Annotated in this window: 8 protein-coding genes and 1 pseudogene; all 9 read left to right on the forward strand. The window is 42.3% G+C overall.

Annotation, left to right across the window (positions count from 1 at the left end):
* The first annotated feature begins 412 nt into the window (after window positions 1-412).
* Window positions 413-2,308, forward strand: a complete 1,896-nt coding sequence (locus tag ACFFAP_RS10700; protein WP_375511194.1) for a hypothetical protein — start codon at window positions 413-415, stop codon at window positions 2,306-2,308.
* Between the two features lie 143 nt (window positions 2,309-2,451).
* A pseudogene (locus ACFFAP_RS10705) lies at window positions 2,452-2,979 on the forward strand (transposase); the annotation flags it as partial.
* Window positions 2,980-3,094: 115 nt separating this feature from the next.
* The gene (locus ACFFAP_RS10710; RefSeq protein ID WP_375511195.1) at window positions 3,095-3,661 is read left to right on the forward strand and encodes a ferric reductase-like transmembrane domain-containing protein; all 567 of its coding nucleotides are present in this window, start codon (window positions 3,095-3,097) and stop codon (window positions 3,659-3,661) included.
* Between the two features lie 77 nt (window positions 3,662-3,738).
* A complete protein-coding gene (locus ACFFAP_RS10715; protein WP_375511196.1) occupies window positions 3,739-4,764 on the forward strand; it encodes a WD40 repeat domain-containing protein in 1,026 nt (341 codons plus the stop codon).
* Window positions 4,765-4,996: 232 nt separating this feature from the next.
* Complete coding sequence (locus tag ACFFAP_RS10720; RefSeq protein WP_375511197.1) at window positions 4,997-6,778, forward strand: peroxidase family protein; 1,782 nt, start codon at window positions 4,997-4,999, stop codon at window positions 6,776-6,778.
* Window positions 6,779-6,825: 47 nt separating this feature from the next.
* Complete coding sequence (locus tag ACFFAP_RS10725; protein WP_375511198.1) at window positions 6,826-7,050, forward strand: MbtH family protein; 225 nt, start codon at window positions 6,826-6,828, stop codon at window positions 7,048-7,050.
* Between the two features lie 168 nt (window positions 7,051-7,218).
* Entirely contained in the window at window positions 7,219-8,250 is a 1,032-nt protein-coding gene (locus tag ACFFAP_RS10730) for an arginase (RefSeq protein ID WP_375511199.1), read from the forward strand.
* Window positions 8,251-8,351: 101 nt separating this feature from the next.
* Entirely contained in the window at window positions 8,352-13,487 is a 5,136-nt protein-coding gene (locus tag ACFFAP_RS10735; RefSeq protein WP_375511200.1) for an amino acid adenylation domain-containing protein, read from the forward strand.
* Between the two features lie 54 nt (window positions 13,488-13,541).
* Window positions 13,542-21,416: an amino acid adenylation domain-containing protein gene (locus ACFFAP_RS10740; protein ID WP_375511201.1), complete on the forward strand. Its 7,875-nt coding sequence runs from the start codon at window positions 13,542-13,544 to the stop codon at window positions 21,414-21,416.
* Window positions 21,417-21,423: the final 7 nt, after the last annotated feature.

Consider the following 21,423-nt stretch of genomic DNA (forward strand, 5'->3'; position numbering starts at 1 on the left):
CGGCATCAATAAGGCGATCGCTGAAGAATTTGTAGTGACCTCAGATACCGGAGGGTAGATTGTCGTGAACTTCACGCCAGGCGCTACCTAAGTAATTCAAAAATAGACAGCTGATTGCATTTGCGCCCGATTGGATGCAGTGGATGGGTTTGACATTGAACAAGTGCGATCACTGTTGTGACTTTCTTCAAATTTAGCAAGAGTATGCTTTGCGGATTCGTTGAGAAAACGTTCAATTGACGATTATAGCTCTAATCGCTAATTTTTCAAACGATTTCTTTCAACGCTTGTGCTTTGCTTGTTTCCATCGCATCCACATTAATATATTCCACAGATTTAGTTTTAATCATTTGTTTTTATTTAGCTACGTGTTTTCTCAAAACTCATTTAGGATTCTTACAGGAAGTAGTGTATGGATATTTTGGTAGATAACTTGTTTATTGAGCCGGACTGTGTTCCAGAATCCCAAAGGATTCCAGGATACCTGATCCGCAGTACAGCACGAGCGAATGTTGAAGATTTACAAGATATCGAAGAAGATAATACGCGCCCAAACATTCAAACAATAATTGACCTTCTTTATGCAAAAAGTAAAATTTGCCCGAAAAATTCTGACGCTTTAGGAGTGGTAATTGCTATTCATGGATACAACACAGGAGGTGCAGATAGTGATTTAACTACATTACCCGTAAGCAATGAAAAGATCACAGATAGAATTTGGAAAAACTATCAACAACTTTGTAAGTATGTCAACAGTAATGCCTTAATTTCTCAAAAGTCAGATAGTTTAGTGTTTCTTGGTTATCGCTGGCCTTCGGAAACTATTACAGGTCAAAATATTATTACTTCCCTAAGTACTTTACCCTTTCTACTCAAGGTTCTGCTATGGGGAAGCTTTATTATGACGATCGCATCAGTATTATTGTTTTTCTGGTTCTCTGACCCAATGTTTGTTGTTCCTGTTGTTTTGGGAACATTCGGGTTTAGCATTGTTTGCAGCCTGATTATTTTGCGTGTAATTGTATATTTTCGTGACTCTTATCGAGCAATCAACTACGGAGTCAACGATCTGGTTGAACTGATTCGCCAACTAGATAAAGGTTTGATAAAGCGCTGCTTTCTAGAAGTTAAATCAGAGGAGAAGACTCAAAACTATTGGAAACAACACCCGATTAAACTCTCCTTCATTGGGCATAGTCTAGGTAGTCAGGTAACTACACAAGCAGTCCGAATTCTATCTGATGTCTTTGACTCTGATTCTGTAGGAAACATCAATAATAAAAAAGCTGAGAAAAGACCTTCTTCGCGAATTGGGCAGGTTTTTAGTTTAGGTCGTTTAATTCTTGTTGCACCAGATATTCCTGTACTGGCAATTACTTCTGGAAGATCCAATTTCTTACGGTCATCGTTACGAAGATTTGAAGAGGCGTATCTATTCAGTAACGAAGGGGATTTAGCCCTACGTCTTGCTTCTACGGCTGCTAATTACTTTTCCTTTCCAGCAAAGACCCAAACACAAGGGTATCGGCTAGGTAATGTGACTGTTCGTTCCAATAGCTATCACAGCAGTAAGTTAAACAAGGTAACAGGGCAATTGCAGAGTGAGTATGGAATTGTCAACTGGAAGGATCAGAACTTACGCAAGCGATTATGTGAGACTAGTTCATTACTTAATTATTTAGAAATTAATGTCTTGAACAAAGTGCAAAGCCAGGGATTAGATCCATCTAAGCAGGAATATCAGTCCACAGTTCCCACAGCAATTAAAGATCATGAGTCGTTGGCTGACTTATTTACTTACTTTGATTGCACTGAATACAAAGATAAAACAAATTACACTAATGCACCCAATCACAATCGCTACGTCATGATTTTAGACAAACAAACCTCACCCTTAACTCTCCTAGAGTACCTGCAACTCAGTTGGTCATATTTTCGTAGCAATACACCAGATGTCCACAGTGGCTATTTTTGGGGAAAATTTAGTCAGCAGTTAATTTTTCAACTGGCCTTTGTTGGCTTCCAGGAGTTTCTAGAGTTTCTGCTGGTTACCCCACCAAAGGATATGGGAATTGAAGAAATGCTACCACTGGAACTTGAGGATAAGATTGTTTGGGCGAACAACCTTCAAATAGGGGCAGTTTCTGATAGACTACGTACTGAACAAAGGCAGATTGCGCTCAATTATCTCTCATGGATCATCGAGAAAAAACAAATCCAAGCAGTATTATCACCGGAACGTTACTATATTGATGTCATGGGGAAAAAACGCGAAGAAGTTCGCTTTGCAATTATGTCAATAAAATAATATTTTATCTGCAATTGCGAACTGCGAACTGCAAAATGCGAGACCGAGGCTTCTGTCCCGAACTGAAGCGTTTACCCTGATTCTGGCAAATCCACTTCTGCTGCCCTACAAATTTGACCCCAGTTTTTGTAAAACTGCATAAATATTTAGATGAATCAGGGTTTTGTCTGTGGAGTGAACCAGGTTACACCTATTACTTCAGAGGTGAGCAAAAACGCTTAGAACAGACTAAACGTCGTGGTCGTAGATTAAGCATTATAGGCTTCCTTCAACCTTTGATCAGTTTTGTTTACGGTTTGGTGATCGGAGGCGTTAACCGTAAATCTTATATCCAAATGATGGAGCAAGAAGCGGCTGATGCTCAAAGAACGGGACGTACTAAGGTAATTGTCCAGGATAACGGACCGATACATCGATGCCTTGAGGTGCAAAAGTTATGGTCAAAATGGGAGAGTATTGGTTTATACATCTTCTTTTTACCCAAATATTGCTCAGAAATGAATCCAATTGAATTGGAGTGGCAATATCTCAAAAAGAATGAACTATCAGGGCAGACATTTGATGATGAATTAGACCTTGCTTACGCCGTAATTGATGGTGTTCAAGCAAGGGGAAAAAGAGGAAACTACAGTACATATCGTGTCAAATTTAACTCTAATCAAATTGTTTAACTTTTCGTTACATACTTGTAAATTTTCCAGCCCACTTACTTAGATAAATATACCAGTAGTAAATATTTAACTTATAAAAAAGTGGCCTTTATTGAAAAATTCAGGAGGATTGGTCATGGCAGCAATCGATACAGCACCGTTAGAAAACAGCCTGGGATTTCTAGCTTTAGGAGCTTATATTCTCACCTTAATGCCCACGAATCTCAGAATCATTTTTCCTCAAACTAAACAAGCGAACCTTCCCAAATGGCTGTTAAAATATCGACGACTTATCGGTATTCTGGCTTTCTGCTTGGCTTTGCTTCACGCTTTCCTCTTAGTGAAAAAGAGAGACCTTGATTTTTTAGATCCCAATACCTATTGGATTTATATCCAAGGTATATCTACCTTCATAATTTTTACCCTATTGGCAATTACTTCTAATGACTGGAGTGTCAAAAGACTGAAAAAAAATTGGAAGCGATTACATACCCTGACTTACTTAGCTATGTTCCTGCTCACTTGGCACGTTTGGGACAAAATGTTAGAGCATTGGAGCTATTTAACCCCGATTGGGCTAGTAGGGATTGTCACGACAACCCTTTTATTTCTGATGCGACGCTGGATTGAACATCAGAATAAACAACAAAAAGCGAAAGGAAAAGCGTTCTCATCTCAAATTCCAGAAAAAATTACTCTATAGTACCGCTAGTCTCCGACACCGTTACGCAGTGGGTGCAAGTCAGATTATTCTCCCACTCGCACAAGGAATGTCCTGTTATGAGATCAAAACAAATTACCTGGAAATCTTCAGCAGCATTGGCAATCAGCACCCTAACGATCTTGGTTAGTAGTAGCAGTTGTGCTAGCCTATTCTTCCACTTCCGAAACGCTAGTGTTGCTACTATCTCTGTTGCAACTACTCAACCCTTACGTTCTGTCCAAGGAAATTCAACTTGGGTTTACGCATTGGCAGTCAGCCCTGATGGACGCTTCCTCGCCAGTGGCAGTTACGATAAAAAAATCAGAATTTGGGATCTGCCTAGTAACACCTTACTCTATACTTTAGAAGGACACGGCGATGCAGTGGTAAGCCTTGCCATCAGTCCTGATAGCAAGCTGCTCGCTAGTGGCAGTTGGGATAACCGTATTAAACTCTGGAATTTAGAGACGGGGCAACTGCTTCGTACCCTGGATGGCCATACAGATGATGTAGAAGCCGTTGCCATCAGCCCCAACGGAAAGTGGTTAGCCAGTGGTAGTGCTGACACAACCATCCGCATCTGGAACGTGCAGACTGGCGTACAAGTTCATCAGTTATCGGATGGATTGTGGGTAAGAACTATTGCTTTTAGTCCGGATGGGCAGACATTAGCTAGTGGCAATGAGAGTGGTACACTCAAAATTTGGCGGCTCATGGATGGTGCTGTTCTAAAAACCCTGAATGCTCATTCACAAGCCGTGCGTTCAGTGACTTTTAGCCCTGATGGACGGACTTTAGCGAGTGGCAGTGCTGATAGGACAGTCAAACTCTGGCAAATGCCCACTGGTAAATTGTTGCACTCCCTAATTGGACATGAAGGAGTTGTGTGGTCAGTGGCTTTCAGTCCCGATGGCAAGAGATTAGCTAGTGGTAGCAATGATAGCACTATCAAGTTATGGGGGTTGCCTGAAGGCAAACTCTTGGAGAATTTGATAGGGCATAAGCGAGGCGTGCGGTCAGTAGTTTTCAGACCGCATGGAAACATGATAGCCAGCAGCAGTGCCGACAAAACCATCAAACTTTGGTCTCTTCCTAAAGAGTGACAACAAGCTTTCAGAAAGTAAACAAATCTATAAGGAGGAAATCTGATGATAGACAGGGATACATCCTAGCCGACATTAATTTGACAACTAGGCTATGCCATCGCTGCTTACAAAAGTGTCAAAGCTGTCAAAATCACTTTCTTTTGATAAGTTTATCGAAATCTAAAGTGCAGATTGCTTTAACGCAAGAGTCATTCAATCAATTAACTTTACCTTAATTTTGGAGCATTATATGAGTGGATTTGGTCACGGTTCCGTCGGCACACGAGAACAAGCATTTACACATTTACTGCCTTTAAGAGCAAAAAGCTACCCGACCCATGAACTGCTAGAACTTGCTAACAGCATAAAGTCAAAGCCTGATACCGTGAAAGATGGCCCTGATCCTGAAGAAAATTTGCTGTTACCAGCAGGTTATACATACTTTGGTCAATTCATTGATCACGATCTAACCTTTGATAACACATCATCTTTAAACCCAGTAGATATTGGTTCTCAAGATCGTCTGCCAAGTAATTTACGAACTCCACGCTTTGATTTGGATTCCTTATATGGTGACGGTCCTGATGCTCAACCTTTTATGTACGCTGAGGATGGGGCTACTCTTTTATATAAAAATGGTACTGAAAATCAGGTTAAACCTACCCTCAGTAATACAAAGCTAGTTGAAGACTTTAAAAATCAGGCAGATCAAGATCTACTGCGTAGCCCCAATGGTCGCGCGATTGTTGGTGACAAACGTAATGATGAAAACTCGATCATCAGTCAAATTCAATTGTCTTTTGTCAAGTATCATAATGCAGTAGTAGCAAAGCTCAAACAAAACAATCACAGACTGCAAGACGATCAGAAACTGACGGGTACTGCTTTGTTTGAAGCAGCACAAAACGAAGTACGCTGGGTTTATCAAAAGATAGTGATAGAAGACTTTTTGCCGCGCATTGTTAACGCAGATGTTCTAGAAGGTCTAAAACACAAAACTCGCGACCAGCGCGCCCAAAACTATGCTCTTTACACAGAAGACAAACGCGAGAATTTACCCCGCGAATTTGTAGTAGCAGCTTACCGCTTTGGACATTCTGGAGTACGCTTTGGTTATCGTCTCAACAATGATAAACGCTTTAGCATTTTCCCGGGTAGCGATAATAAAAACCCAGACGATGACAGTTTGTTAGGATTCGAGCCACTGCCGAGTCATCATGTCATTGATAACTGGGCGCGCTTTTTCCCGCTTACAGTCCCAGGAGTGTTGCCTAATGAGCTTCGTGACAAGCCTGCTGATGACATAAAAAGATCAGAAGTACGCTTACAACTAGCTTACAAAATTGATTCCAACTTGGTTGATCCACTTGGCGTTTTACCCTCCCCTGTATTGCCAACCAGCCAGAATGTTGGAGGGGTTATTAAAGAAGTTAAAGATGCGATCAGCCCTGACACCTTGCCAGACACGAAAGTAGTACCACCACGTCCATCCCTAGCACTGCTTAATTTATTGCGAGGCAACAACTACAGAGTACAAGGTGGGCAACAGATTGTCAAAGCTTTACAGGACAAAGGTTTTACTCAGGCTATTCCTCTCACATCAGATCAACTCAGTGTGCGACGACAACTAGTGGATAAAAATTCGGCAGGGGATGCACTGTTCAAGTTTGAGCCAATTGCTGAGAGTCTGCAAAACGACACCCCACTCTGGTTTTACATCTTAGCTGAGGGTCAAGCTCCTTTAATAGATCACTTTGGTGTGGGAAAAAGTTTTTCCGAAGTAGACTTACTAAATGGTGTTGGCGCTAAAACTCAGCTAGGTTGGGTAGGTGGTCGGATTGTAGCCGAGGTATTTTATGGACTTTTAGATTCTGATCGGGAATCTTATATTAATAAAGCACCTAAAGATTGGCAGCCAATTTTAGGTGGTGATCAGACAGTTATCTTTGCTAACCTACTCAAATTTGCTGGCCAAAATATCGAACCCCCTCCAAGCAACACAAGCACCGACAAAAACTCAGGTTTTTGCTGATGGAAAAACTGTACAAAATAATCCTAATAAACTAACAGGAGATAATCATGAATCAAGATTCCCAAAACGATACCACAATTTACAAAGTTGTTGTGAATCATGAGGAGCAGTATTCGATATGGCCTGCTGACCGAGAAAACCCAGTTGGCTGGAATAATGCAGGTAAAAGTAGTCTAAAACAGGAATGCCTCGATTATATAAAGGAAGTCTGGACAGATATGCGACCCTTAAGTTTAAGGAAGAAAATGGCAGAATCTGCTTCTCAAGACTAACTATGTAGCTTCTATCTTAATGAGGGCTGTTAGTAGTTAATCACTAAAACGCTTACAAATTCAGCATTCTACTACTAACTACTAGCAGTCTTTGTGAATACCCGAATTAATTTAAACTGCTTCAATCAGAATCAAACGGTAAAAATAACCTTTTTAAAGGTTTGAATTATGGCAAGTAACACTTCTTGGCTGCGTTCCAGTTCATCCACTTCTTTCTGTGACGATTTTCATCTACATAAAGCTATCGCAAGTCATCAGCGTCACATAGAAATCTTAATTTCTAAATCTGACTTAGGGGCTGGTAAAAAAGGTGCCAGTTTAGGTCCTGATGCCTTGAAGGTAAGCGCAGATGAACATAATTTCCCTCTTTTTCATATCTTTCCAGTTACAGAATATGAAAGTAAAAAACTTTGTTCACCACTTCTCTTTGAGTCACCAGCCAAATACATCCAAGACATCTTACAGCGTGACGAAGAACTTTGCAAATTAATGAGCAGGGCTTTACTGGAAAAGCGCACTTTCCTAATTTTTTCAGGAGACCATTCTAACGTAAATGGCTTCATTTCTGGAATTAGAGAAGCTTTTCCTTCCCAAAAACTTGGGGTAATTTGGATTGATGCTCATGGAGATATTCACACTCCATTTACTTCTCCTTCAGGAAACTTGCATGGAATGCCACTTGGAGCTTTGTTGGGGTTAGATAATCAAGAAAATAAAATTAGGAATTCCAGTTCAGATATCATCGAAAATTGGAACAAACTGAAAAAAGTAGGTCGCAGAAATATTTGCCCCAAGTTGCAACCTGATGAATTAGTTCTTTTAGAGATTAGAGAATTAGAAGAACAAGAATGGAACGCTATACATCAACTAAAAATTAAATATTTTATTCCTAAAAATAGAAAGCAAAGAGGAATTGATTTTATCATACAGCAAACTCTTCATCATCTAAGAGACTGTGATTTAATTTTCGTTACTTTTGATGTAGATAGTTTAAATGCTTCAGTGTCGGAAGGAACGGGAACACCTTCTGCCGACGGATTATCAGTAGAGGAAGCAAAGAACTTGTTGAAAGCTCTCTGGCATCTTCCCAATCTTTGCGGATTAGAAGTAACAGAAATCAATCCTTTACTGGATTATAAAAATACAATGGCTAAGACAATAATCGAAGTTATTAAATACATAATGACTTCTAGTGGTTAAAAGTGATTCGTTAACTCAAAAGTTCTCAATAGACAAACTTAAACAAGTTAGCAGGAGATAGTTTCGTGAGAGATATTGGAAAAACATATGAATTTTCGCCTATGCAGCTATTAACGGAAGCTGAAGGGCATCAAGTGTCTGTAAAGTGGAATAATATCCAGGCTAAGTATCTTCAGCACAAGTGTATTCATCAATTGTTTGAAGAACAAGTGGAACAAACTCCGGATGCGGTAGCGGTTGTGTTTGAGAATCAGCAATTGACTTACCGGGAGTTAAATGAGCGAGCCAATCAACTAGCACGCCACCTGCAAGCCTTGGGGGTAGGACCAGAGGTTAGGGTTGGCATTTGTATTGAGCGCTCCAGTGAGATGGTAGTGGGACTGTTAGGTACTCTCAAGGCGGGTGGGGTTTACGTGCCGTTAGATCCGCGATTACCGCAAGAGCGCTTGGCTTTCATGCTCTTAGATTCTCAGGTATCTGTGCTATTGTCTCAACAGATGTTGTTGAACAAGCTCCCTGAACATCAAGCATCTTTGGTCTGCTTAGAGCAAGATTGGGAAGTCATTTCTCAAAAAAGTGAAGAAAACCTAGTTAGTAGTGTAAAAGCAGAGAACCTGGCTTATGTAATTTACACATCGGGTTCTACAGGTAGACCTAAGGGGGTTTTAATTTCTCATAGCTCGTTGGCAAACCATTGCTGCACTATCCAACAGAAATACAAACTAGATTTTAATGACCGTGTACTTCAATTTGCTTCAATTAACTTTGATGCTTCATTAGAGCAGATATTTCCTACACTAATCGTTGGAGCTACTTTGGTTCTTCGGGATTCAGATGTATGGACGGCAAGAAGTTTTTGTCAAAAAATCTTAGATTTTGGACTCACTGTTGTTAACTTTCCAACAGCTTACTGGCAACAATTGGTCAAACAGTTGGTTGAAAATCCAGAGTTAAATGTAAAAAATCAACTTAGACTTGTCATTGTTGGCGGAGATTCAATTCTACCTGAAAGTCTTAGCCTTTGGAAGCAAAGCTCATTTTCTTCAGTTTACCTACTCAATGCCTATGGTCCGACAGAGGCAACAATCACAGCAACTTTGTTTGAAATCCCTGCCCAGTTTGGCGAAGGCACAAATCCTCAAAGAGTTCCTATCGGTCGTCCCCTTGCTAACAAAACTATCTATATTCTCAACCACCATCTCCAGCCTGTTCCTGTTGGCGTCGAAGGTGAGTTATATATTGGTGGTGCTAGTATCGCTCTTGGCTACCTCAACCGCCCGGACTTAACTGCTGAAAGATTTATCCCAGACCGGTTTAGTAACAAACCAGGCGCACGCTTGTACAAAACAGGCGATTTAGCCTGCTATCTGCCTGACGGCAACATTGAGTTTCTCGGACGCATTGACCATCAAGTTAAGGTGCGGGGTTTCCGTATTGAATTGGGAGAAATTGAGTCAGCACTCACCTCACACCCTAAGGTTTGGGAGACTGTTGTTGTTACCCAGGAAGACCAACTTGGCAACAAGTGCTTGGTAGCGTATGTTGTCCCTAAGCAAAAAGTAGGTGTTACTTCCAGTGAATTGCGTAGCTTTCTCCAGAAGAAACTGCCTGATTACATGATACCAAGTGTTTTTGTGACGCTAAATGCCCTACCGCTAACCCCTAGTGGTAAAGTGGATCGCCTTGGGCTTCCACAACCTGACCAAATACACCATGAACGGGAAGAAACGTTTGTGGCTCCTCGCACATCCTTTGAGGAGGAACTAACAAGAATCTGGGCTGAAGTACTGCGGTTAGAACAGGTTGGTATTAACGACAACTTCTTAGAATTGGGCGGACATTCCTTACTAGCTGTTGAAACCCTATCCCGCGTACAACGCATATACAATGTGGAGTTACCTCTGCACTGCTTGTTAGAAGCACCGACTGTAGCTGAATTGGCGAAGCATTTGGAAACAGCTTGTCAGAACCAAAAGCAAGAATTTTTACCTCAAGCTATCCAAGCTGTTAAACGGAATCGCAATTTACCTGCATCTTTTGGTCAGCAACAAATGTGGTTGCTCAATCAACTCAATGCCGATATCCCCGTTTATAACGAAACCGCTACTGTTCGTCTGACAGGTCCAATTAATGTAGAAGCGCTTTCTAGAAGCCTCAATGAAATCATCAGGCGTCATGAAGTTTTGCGAACCACATTCAGGCAGATTAACGGTGAAGTCGTTCAAGTTATCGCCCCAGCGATAACCGTGAGCTTACCTTTCGTCGAGCTACAGCAGATCCCTGAGTCAGAGCGGGAGATGGAAGCGCTGCGGCTCGCCACTTTGGACGCTCAGCAGCCCTTCGACCTTGCAAGTGGTCCGCTGCTACGAGCTATTTTAATACAGCTAAGTGTTACTGACTACAGGTTATACCTAACTTTACACCATATTGTTACAGATGGTGTTTCTTTATACAATGTTTTTCTGAAGGAATTAGAAGCGCTTTATACTGCCTTCGATGCTGGTCAGGCATCACCGCTTGCAGATTTACCTATTCAGTATGCAGATTTTGCGATTTGGCAGCAGCAGTGTTTGCTGTCAGAAGTATTGGAAGCAGATTTAACCTACTGGAAGCAGCAGTTAACTAACCTGCCAGTACTACAACTGCCTACCAAGGGTCTACGACCATCGGTTCAGATTTTTCGAGGTGCGAGGCAATGTCTGGCACTATCTAGTCGGTTGACTGAGGCAATCAAAGCACTTTCTCGTCAGGAGAAAGTAACTCCATTTATGACTCTGCTAGCGGCTTTCAAAACTTTGCTCTACCGCTACACTCAACAGGAGGATATTGTTGTAGGTACTGTAACAGCAGGTCGGGAACGACCTGAACTTCAGGGTTTGATTGGCTTTTTCCTCAATAATTTAGTGTTGCGTACAGATGTATCAAGTAATCCCAGTTTTGCAGAGTTGCTCCAACGAGTACGAGAGGTAACTTTAGGGGCATATGCTCATCAGAACTTACCTTTTGAGCATCTGGTTCAGGCGCTGAATCCAAAACGTTCCCTCAGCCATAACCCACTGTTTCAGGTTTCGTTTGTCCTCGAACCACCAGTGCCAGTCATTGATTCTGGGTGGACTATAAGTCAGCTAGATGTTGATACTGCGATCGCAAAGTTTGATTTAACTGTAGAACTAGATGAGAGACCCGAAGGTATTATTGGTCGCTTTGAGTACAACACAGACTTATTTGATGATGTAACTATTAATCGGATGATAGGGCATTTTCAGACTTTGCTAGAAAGCATTGCCAGTAACCCGAATCAGCACCTAGAGGAAATTCCTCTGTTGACGGAAACGGAGCAGCATCAATTGTTGGAGGAGTGGAATAACACTCATACAGATTACCCGCAAAACAAGTGTATTCATCAATTGTTTGAAGAACAAGTGGAGCGGACTCCAGATGCAGTAGCAGTGGTGTTTGAAGACCAGCAATTGACCTACCAGGAGTTAAACATCAGAGCCAATCAACTGGCTCACCACCTGCAAACAATGGGAGTGAGACCAGAAGTATTAGTTGGCATCTGTGTTGATAGCTCCTTAGAAATGGTGGTGGGACTGCTAGCAATTCTCAAGGCGGGTGGTGCTTATCTACCTTTAGACCCACGATTACCTCAAGAGCGATTGGCTTATATGTTGTCCGATTCTCAGGTTAAAGTGCTATTGACCCAAAAACAAATAATTGGCGAATTGCCACAAACTACAACAAATGTAGTTGTCTTGGATAGAGACTGGGAGGCTATCTGTCAATACAGCCAGTTTAATCCAGTTAGTGGAGTTAAGCCCTTTAACTTAGCATATGTCATTTATACTTCAGGCTCTACAGGTCAACCCAAAGGAGTAGCAATTCCTCACAGCGCCATTTGCAACCATATGCTGTGGATGCAAGCCAACTTCCCCCTTACTGAAACAGACAAAGTTCTTCAAAAAACACCCTTTAGCTTTGATGCTTCAGTCTGGGAGTTTTTCGCACCCTTATTAGCAGGAGCGCAACTGGTCATGGCTCGACCAAGGGGGCATCAAGATAGTGCTTATTTGACACAAGTGATTAGGGAGCAACAAATAACAACACTCCAACTTGTACCATCACTGTTACAAATGCTTTTAGAACAGGAGGAGTTTAAGACCTGTAAATCTCTCAAACGCGTTTTTTGCGGCGGTGAGGCATTGTCTGTGGTTTTGCAAGAGCGCTTTTTTGATCAACTCAATGCAGACTGGCATAATCTTTACGGACCAACGGAAGCTTGTATTGATGCAACATTCTGGACTTGTAAACGTGGCATTAATCAACAAGTTGTCCCTATCGGTCGTCCAATTGCCAACACACAAATTTACATTCTTGACAACCAGCTACAACCAGTGCCAGTTGGGGTTAAAGGCGAGTTATACATTGGAGGTGCTGGTCTAGCACGGTGCTATCTCAATCGCCCAGACTTGACCGCAGAGAAATTTATCTCCAACCCCTTTAGCCAGTTCGAGGGAGCGCGCTTGTATAAAACTGGTGACTTAGCTCGTTCCCTGCCAGACGGTAATATTGAGTACCTCGGTCGTATTGATCACCAGGTAAAAATTCGTGGCTTCCGCATTGAAATTGGGGAAATTGAAGCAGTACTGAGCCAACACCTACAGGTGCGGGAGACTATAGTCATTGCCCGCGAAGATCGACCAGGTGACAAACGTTTGGTAGCTTATATTGTTCCCAACAAAAAGAAGAAGCTCAGTATTGGTGACCTACGTGCTTACCTGCTCGGTAAACTTCCTGACTACATGATACCACAAGCTATTGTCATATTAGAGACATTGCCTCTAACGCCCAATGGTAAAGTAGACCGCCGTATGCTGCCGATGCCAGACAGCAGCAAACCAGAATTGGAAGAAAAGTTCGTAGCGCCTCGCACACTCATTGAAGAAGTCATGGCAAACATCTGGGCTGAAGTTTTGGGTTTAGAAAAAGTTGGTGTTAATGACAACTTCTTTAACCTTGGGGGTCATTCCTTAAAAGCTACCCAAGTCATATCTCGCGTGCAAAAAGCCTTTCAGGTTAATTTACCGATGCGTAAACTTTTTGAAGAACCAACAATCGCCCAACTTTCTCAAAGTATCGAAAAGAGCAATCACAGCGATACTGAACTTCAAATGTCTGCAATTAGACCTATATCTCGTGAGAAACATCGCATAAGTGTTTCCCGTAAACAACTCTAAAACTTCCTCTAACTCTGTTAGTTTTTCAATTCTATTGAACAAGGAGAAAATGCAATGCCCAACGACTTACTTATCTTTCCCGCATCCTTTGCCCAGGAAAGTCTGTGGTTTTTAGATCGGATGATACCTGACAGAGCTACGTATAATATACCGCAAGCATTGAGAATCAAGGGTATCCTCAACACCAAGAGTTTATTACAGGCTCTAGAAGAGATTGTCAACCGCCACGAATCACTGCGTACTACCTTTGAACTTATGGATGAAAGCCCTGTTCAGGTTATTTCTGAAAAAGGGTCAATAGCTATGCCAGTCATCGACCTGAGCACATTGCCAGAAACTGACAATGAAACAGAATTTCAACGGCTGGTCGCTCAGGATGCCCAACAGCCTTTCGATCTGACACATGGATCTCTATTGCGTACCACCTTGATACGGCTGACACAGAAGGAACACGTACTTCTGGTGACAATGCACCATATTATCTCGGACGGTTGGTCTATGGGTATATTCGTCCGGGAATTATCGGTACTTTATGAAGCTTTTTCTGCTGGTAAGCCCTCACCGCTTTCCGATTTACCTCTCCAATACGCAGACTTTAGCAACTGGCAGAGGGAGTGGCTGGCAGGTGAAGTATCAAATACTCAGTTATCCTATTGGAAACATCAGCTTGCTCATTTACCTGTGTTACAGCTATTCACCGACCGAAAGCGATCGGTGGTTCGCAGCCCTCACGGTGCTACTCAATCATTTGCCCTGTCACCCGAACTGTCTGCTTCCTTGAAAGCCCTAAGTCGTCAGGAAGGAGTTACCCTATTCATGACCTTGTTAGCAGCGTTTCAAACTCTGCTACATCGTTATACAAGACAGGATGACATTGTAGTGGGTTCTCCCATCGCTAACCGCAATTCTGTAGAGACGGAAGAGTTAATTGGTTTTTTCATTAATACTTTAGTATTACGTACAGATATTTCGGGCAATCCTAGTTTTCGGGAACTGTTAGCACGAGTACGACAAGTAACGCTGGAAGCATATGCTCATCAGGACTTGCCTTTTGAAAAGTTGGTGAAGGAACTACAACCGGAGCGGAATTTGAGCCAAACGCCCCTGTTTCAGGTGATGTTTGTTTTACAAAATACACCAATAGAGGAATTCAAGTTACCAGATGTGGAATTTAGCACTATGGCGGTTTACACCAATACCGCTAAGTTTGATTTGACCTTTGGTATGAGCGAAACAGAGACGGGACTAACTGGACTGTTAGAGTACAGCACCGATTTGTTTGATGCTTGCACTATACACCGAATGGTAGAGCATTTCCAGACTTTGTTGGAAGGAATTGTCGCCAATCCGGATCGGCACATTTCAAAATTACCCCTACTGACTGCAACCGAACAACACCAACTGCTGCTGAAGTGGAATCAGACCCAGGTCAACTACCCCAAAGACCAATGCATCCATCAGTTGTTTGAGGCTCAGGTAGAAAAAAATCCAGATGCGATCGCTTTAGTATTTGAAGACAAACAACTCACTTATAGGGAGCTAAATCAACGAGCAAATAAACTGGCACGCTACCTGCAAAAATTAGGTGTAGGAACGGAGATGTTGGTAGGTATTTGTGTCGAACGCTCGCTAGAAATGGTGGTAGGGATTCTGGCAATTCTCAAAGCTGGTGGGGCATATGTACCGTTAGATCCAGCCTATCCCCAAGAGCGGTTGAGTTTTATCTTGTCAGATACCAATACACCAGTATTATTGACTCAACAAAAATTAGTTGAGAATCTTCCTACACAAGGAGCGCATCTAGTATGTCTAGACGCAGAGTGGGAGCAAATTGCCCAACAAAGCGATGAAAATCCTGTTAGTGGGGTGGCAGGAGAGAACCTTGCTTATGTAATTTATACTTCCGGTTCTACAGGAAAACCGAAGGGAGTCACAATCAATCATAGCAATGTAGTCCGACTTTTAAAGGCAACCCACTCTTGGTTCAATTTTAACGAAGATGATATCTGGACTTTGTTCCACTCCTATGCCTTTGACTTTTCCGTTTGGGAGATATGGGGTGCTCTGCTCTATGGTGGGCGGCTGGTGGTGGTTCCTTTCTGGGTGTCGCGCTCACCTGAAACATTTTATGAATTGTTGCAATCTCAAAAAGTGACAGTTCTTAACCAAACTCCCTCTGCCTTTCGACAGTTAATACGTGCAGAGGAAGAAGCTAAGGCTCCAGCCCAAGAACTAGCGCTTCGTCTGGTAATTTTCGGTGGTGAAGCTCTTGAATTAAGGAGTTTAGCTCCGTGGTTTGAGCGTCACGGAAGCGAACATCCACAATTAGTCAATATGTATGGTATCACCGAAACAACCGTACATGTCACCTACCGCCCCTTGACAAAAGATGACCTAGAAGCTAATCAGGTTAGCCCTATAGGTTGTCCCATCCCCGACTTGCAGATTTATTTGCTAGACAAACACCTGAATCCTGTACCTTTTGGAGTTCCGGGGGAAATATATGTCGGTGGGGCTGGTTTGGCGCGGGGTTATCTCAATCGACTGGAACTGACAGCCGAAAGGTTTATCCCCAATCCGTTTAGCCGAGAACCAGGAGAGCGAATGTACAAAACGGGTGACTTAGCCCGCTATCTGCCAAATGGTAACATCGAGTACCTCGGTCGGATTGACGAGCAGGTTAAAATCCGTGGATTCCGCATTGAGCTAGGGGAAATTGAGGCGGTACTGGTTCAACATCCAGATGTGCGGGAAACAGCAGTTATCGTTCGGGAGGATAAACCAGGTGATAAGCGTCTAGTGGCTTATGTTATTCCCAATCAGGAACATCCACTTAGCATCAACGAACTACGTCTTTTCCTCAAGGACAAGCTGCCTAATTTTATGGTACCTTCTGCGATCGTCCTTTTAGATGTTCTGCCCTTAACACCCAATGGTAAGCTAGCTCGTCAAGCGCTTCCAGCACCTGACCAAGCTCGACCAGAATTAAGCGAAGCCTATGTTGCACCCCGGAATTTAGTGGAGGAAGCGCTAGCTGCTATTTGGAGTGAAGTTTTGGGCATTGAAAAAATCGGAATTCATGATAATTTCTTTGCTTTAGGCGGAGATTCCATCCTTACCATTCGAGTAGTTGCACTGGCGAAAGAAAGAGGTATAAATGTTTCCCTACCGCAAATTTTTCAACATCAAACAATTGGCTATTTAGCTCAAGCACTGGAAATAAACACAGTAAACTCTACTGCTATTACTCGAACTGAGCCATTTAGTTTACTTTCTCCAGAAGACCGCCAAAAACTTCCTGTTGATATAGAAGATGCTTATCCAATGACTATGCTCCAGCAGGGAATGATTTACCACATGGAGTTAACACCTGAACTTCCACGATACCATAATGTAGATAGCTTTCTTCTGCGAGCTAGTTTTGATTTTAAAGCTTTCCAGGAAGCCGTGCAGAGGGTGATAAACCGTCATGCCATACTCCGTACTTCCTTTAGCCTAACTGCATACAGCGAGCCACTGCAACTTGTTCACCAGTTTGCTACCTTACCGCTCCAAGTGGAAGACTTGCGTCATCTAGCGGCTCATGAGCAAGATAAAATTGTGGTAGCCTACATGGAAAGCGAGAAAAGGCGTTGCTTCAATTTTGCCCAACCTCCTTTGCTACGTTTCTGCATTCATCGCCGCACTGATGATACGTTCCAATTTACGCTAACAGAGTGCCATCCCATCTTTGATGGATGGAGTTTAACCTCTACGCTAGCTGAAATTTTGAAGTCCTATTCTGTCCTTCTTAATCAAGAAACCTTGCCCATTGAGCCGCCCCCTACAATTTCATTTAGGGATTTTGTCCTTCAAGAGCGGATGGTACTGCAATCGGAGGTATGCCAACACTACTGGAACCAAAAGTTAAGTGATGCTACCTTGCTGAGTTTGCCCCGTTTGCCTGACTCCTTGAGGAGTGATAGTTCTCAAGAGATTGGCGATCACTATGTTTCTATTTCTACCGAGTTATTTGAACGATTAAAACAGGTAGCACAATTAACAGCAGTTCCGCTAAAAAGCGTTTTTTTGGCAGCGCACCTAAAAGTCATGGGTTTAATCAGCGGACAGGCAGATATCTTAACAGGGTTAGTCTCGAATGGTCGCTCAGAGGAAATGGACGGAGAGCAAGTCCGGGGGCTTTTCTTAAATACAGTGCCTTTTCGTTTGAAACTGTCAGAGGGTACATGGCTAGACTTGATAAAAGAAACTTTCAAAGCGGAAGTGGAATTGTTACCTTTCCGGCGTTATCCCACAGCTACCTTACAAAAGAATTGGGGAAGTTCACCTTTACTTAACACATTATTCAACTTTATCAACTTTCATAGCCTTGACCTCTTTTCTCAACTAAGTAATGTGGAGTTATTGGAATTAACAGCGAGTTCCAACCCCGGTAACTACAAGCTAGAAATTTCATTTAGTTTGAATCAAAGGTTTTGGCGTGAGGAAAATGCTCCTTTAAGAGTGTTACTTCAGTTCGATACCAACGAACTATCTTTTGAACAGGTAGAGACCATTGGCGGTTATTACACTAAAGTTCTCAATCAGATAGCTGCTGAGCCTTTTAGTTATCACAACTCTCAATGTTTACTATCTGCCAGCGAACAGCACAAGCTTTTGGTTGAGTGGAATAGCGATCAACCAAATTATCCGCAAGATAAATGCATTCATCAACTATTTGAAGCCCAAGTAGAACGAACACCAGATGCGGTGGCAGTTATGTATGAAAATCAACAACTGACTTATCAGCAGTTGAATTGTCGCGCTAATCAGTTGGCGCATTACTTGCAGTCAGTGGGTGTGGGATCTAATGTGCTGGTTGGGTTGTGTGTGGAACGCTCACTTGAAATGGTGGTGGGATTGTTGGGGATACTCAAGGCGGGTGGTGCTTATGTACCCCTTGACCCCAATTATCCACAAGAACGGCTGAGTTATATGTTAGAGGATTCGAGTGTACAGGTGTTGCTTACTCACAGGAAATGGATATCTGAGCTATCACAACATCAAGCTCAAGTTATCTGTCTCGACTCAGATTGGGAGAAAATTGCTCTCTACAGCCAGGAGAATCCAACTCGGACGAATAAGTGTGAAAATTTAGCCTATATCATCTACACCTCTGGTTCCACAGGCAAGTCTAAGGGTGTGATGATTACCCATCAGGCTTTAAGCCGCTTCACACAGACAGCACTTTCCGAATATGAGATTACACCCAGCGATCGCGTGCTTCAGTTTGCTTCCATTAACTTTGATGTAGCTGTTGAAGAAATTTACCCTTGTTTGTGTATCGGCGCTACTTTGGTATTGCGTACCGATGAAATGCTCGCTGACTTGCGGACATTTTTCCAAGCCTGTCGTGATTTGCAGTTAACGGTGTTGGACTTACCAACCGCTTACTGGCATCAGTTAGTGGCTAATTTGGCATTTACTGATGTAGCTCTACCAGAATCTTTACGGTTAGTGATCATTGGTGGTGAAAAAGTACTACCACAACCAGTCAGACACTGGCTGCAATATGTTGCCAAATCAGGAAAGAGCGATCGCTTACAATTAATCAACGCCTATGGACCAACAGAAACTACAGTTAGTGCGACACTTTACCGGATTCCCCACAGTACCTTCTCGACGGAGGGCGAAGTACCGATTGGTCGTCCCCTCGCTCATCTTCAGGCTTATATTCTCGATCCGCATTTACAACTAGTACCCATTGGTGTATCTGGAGAACTCTACATTGGTGGTGATAGCTTAGCTAGAGGCTACCTCAACCGCCCAGAACTAACTTCAGAAAAATTTATCCCAAATCCCTTCTGTGATTCCAAATCACAACGCCTTTACAAAACAGGCGACCTCGCCCGCCACCTGAATGATGGTAACATAGAATTCCTCGGTCGCATAGACCACCAAGTGAAGATTCGCGGCTTCCGTATCGAACTCGGAGAAATCGAAGCAGTCCTCAACACTCACCCCCAAATCCAACAAACTGTAGTCATTGCAACAGAAGATATCCCAGCGAACAAGCGCTTAGTTGCCTATGTAGTCAGTTCTGATGAATCACTCACCACCAACCAAATACGTGAATTCCTTAAGCAAAAGCTACCAGAATACATGGTGCCCAGTGCCTTTGTGACTTTAGACACTCTACCGTTAACACCCAATGGCAAAGTAGATCGCTTTGCACTACCAGCACCTAATGGGGAAATCACCCGAGAACATGAATACGTAGCGCCACGCACAGCCATAGAACAAATCTTAACCAACATTTGGCAAGAACTGCTCCTTAAAGAAAAAGTCAGTATCCACGACAACTTCTTTGAAATCGGTGGTGACTCCATCCTGAGTATTCAAGTAGTTTCTCGTGCCAAAAACTCAGGAATACAAATAACTCCCAAACAAATATTCCAAAATCAAACCATCGCCTCTCTAGCCCGGGTTGCTAATACAACAGTGAGTGTTGAGTGTAAACAAGGTATAGTGACTGGAGTTGCACCCCTAACGCCAATTCAACACTGGTTCTTTGCACAAAATACACAAGAGCTACACCATTACAACCAATCATTTTTCTTGCAGATTCCCAATGATATAAAACCTGAATTGCTGGAAAAAGCTGTAGAAAAATTACTAAAGCATCACGATGCTCTGCGTTTACGATTCACATCACTTGGCTCTGAGCACAAACAAATAAATCATGGCTTAGATGATACCGTACCATTTACCTTTGTAGATTTATCATCAACTCCCAAACTCTCACAACCACAAGCCTTAGAAAAAATCGCCATAGAATATCAAGCCAGTTTAAACCTGTCAATAGGACCGATAATGCAAGTGGTGATGTTTAACTTAGGTGATGAAGATGCACGGTTATTGATTATTATTCATCACATAGCAGTAGATGGTGTGAGTTGGCGAATTTTATTATCAGACCTAGAAACGGTTTATCAACAACTAATCGCTGAACAACCTCTTGAGCTTGGTGCAAAAACCACAGCATTTATTGATTGGGCAAAGAAATTAAAAAATTATGCACAATCAGAAATAATCAAACAAGAGTTAGACTACTGGATCAACCAACCTTGGAAGAGGACAACACCACTACCATTAGATTATGCTCACACTCAGCTAGAAAATACAGTTGATAGCGCGGCACAAGTGTCAGTAAAATTGAGTGTAGAAGAAACCCATGCTTTGCTCCTGTCAGTAAACGAAGCTTACAACACACAAATTAATCATATACTGCTTAGTGCATTAGTAGTTTCATTGGCAGAGTGGACGGGAAATTCAACAGTAGTCATTGACTTAGAGGGACATGGAAGAGAAGAAATCTTTGAAGATGTAGATTTATCACGGACGGTAGGTTGGTTTACTAGTTTGTTCCCAGTCTTATTGCAACTACCTTCATTAAACCAACCAGCGGAAGTCATCAAGTCAATTAAAGAACAATTACAAGCCATTCCCAATCGTGGCATAGGCTGCGGCATCTTGCGTTATTTGTGTGAAGATACTACTATTAATCAACAACTACAAACAATTCCCACGTCAGAAATTTGTTTTAACTACCTAGGACAATTTGACCAAGTAAAATCCCAAACACGTTGGAAATTTGCGCCGGAATCTACAGGAGCTAACCACAGTTCAAAGCTTGTTCGGGACTATCTATTGGAGATTAATTGTCTGGTGGTAGAAGGGGAATTAAAAATTGATTGGACTTACAGTAGTCATGTTCATACTCAAGCGACAGTGGAGAATTTGGCAAAGAGCTATATCCAAGCAATCAGGTCAATAATAGAACATTGTCAGTCAGAAGATGTTTATGGATATACACCGAGTGATTTCCCATTGGCACAGTTGAATCAATTAGAACTAGATGAGTTATTAGAACAATTGCAAGAAAATTGAAAATTCA

Source organism: uncultured Nostoc sp. (assembly GCF_964245575.1).
Lineage (GTDB): Bacteria > Cyanobacteriota > Cyanobacteriia > Cyanobacteriales > Nostocaceae > Nostoc.

Excerpts from the sequence above, each read along its gene's own strand:
- ACFFAP_RS10725 (WP_375511198.1), top strand. The coding sequence starts at position 6,826 with ATGAATCAAGATTCCCAAAACGATACCACAATTTACAAAGTTGTTGTG.
- ACFFAP_RS10715 (WP_375511196.1), top strand. The coding sequence starts at position 3,739 with ATGAGATCAAAACAAATTACCTGGAAATCTTCAGCAGCATTGGCAATC.
- ACFFAP_RS10730 (WP_375511199.1), top strand. The coding sequence starts at position 7,219 with ATGGCAAGTAACACTTCTTGGCTGCGTTCCAGTTCATCCACTTCTTTC.
- ACFFAP_RS10735 (WP_375511200.1), top strand. The coding sequence starts at position 8,352 with ATGCAGCTATTAACGGAAGCTGAAGGGCATCAAGTGTCTGTAAAGTGG.
- ACFFAP_RS10700 (WP_375511194.1), top strand. The coding sequence starts at position 413 with ATGGATATTTTGGTAGATAACTTGTTTATTGAGCCGGACTGTGTTCCA.
- ACFFAP_RS10740 (WP_375511201.1), top strand. The coding sequence starts at position 13,542 with ATGCCCAACGACTTACTTATCTTTCCCGCATCCTTTGCCCAGGAAAGT.
- ACFFAP_RS10710 (WP_375511195.1), top strand. The coding sequence starts at position 3,095 with ATGGCAGCAATCGATACAGCACCGTTAGAAAACAGCCTGGGATTTCTA.
- ACFFAP_RS10720 (WP_375511197.1), top strand. The coding sequence starts at position 4,997 with ATGAGTGGATTTGGTCACGGTTCCGTCGGCACACGAGAACAAGCATTT.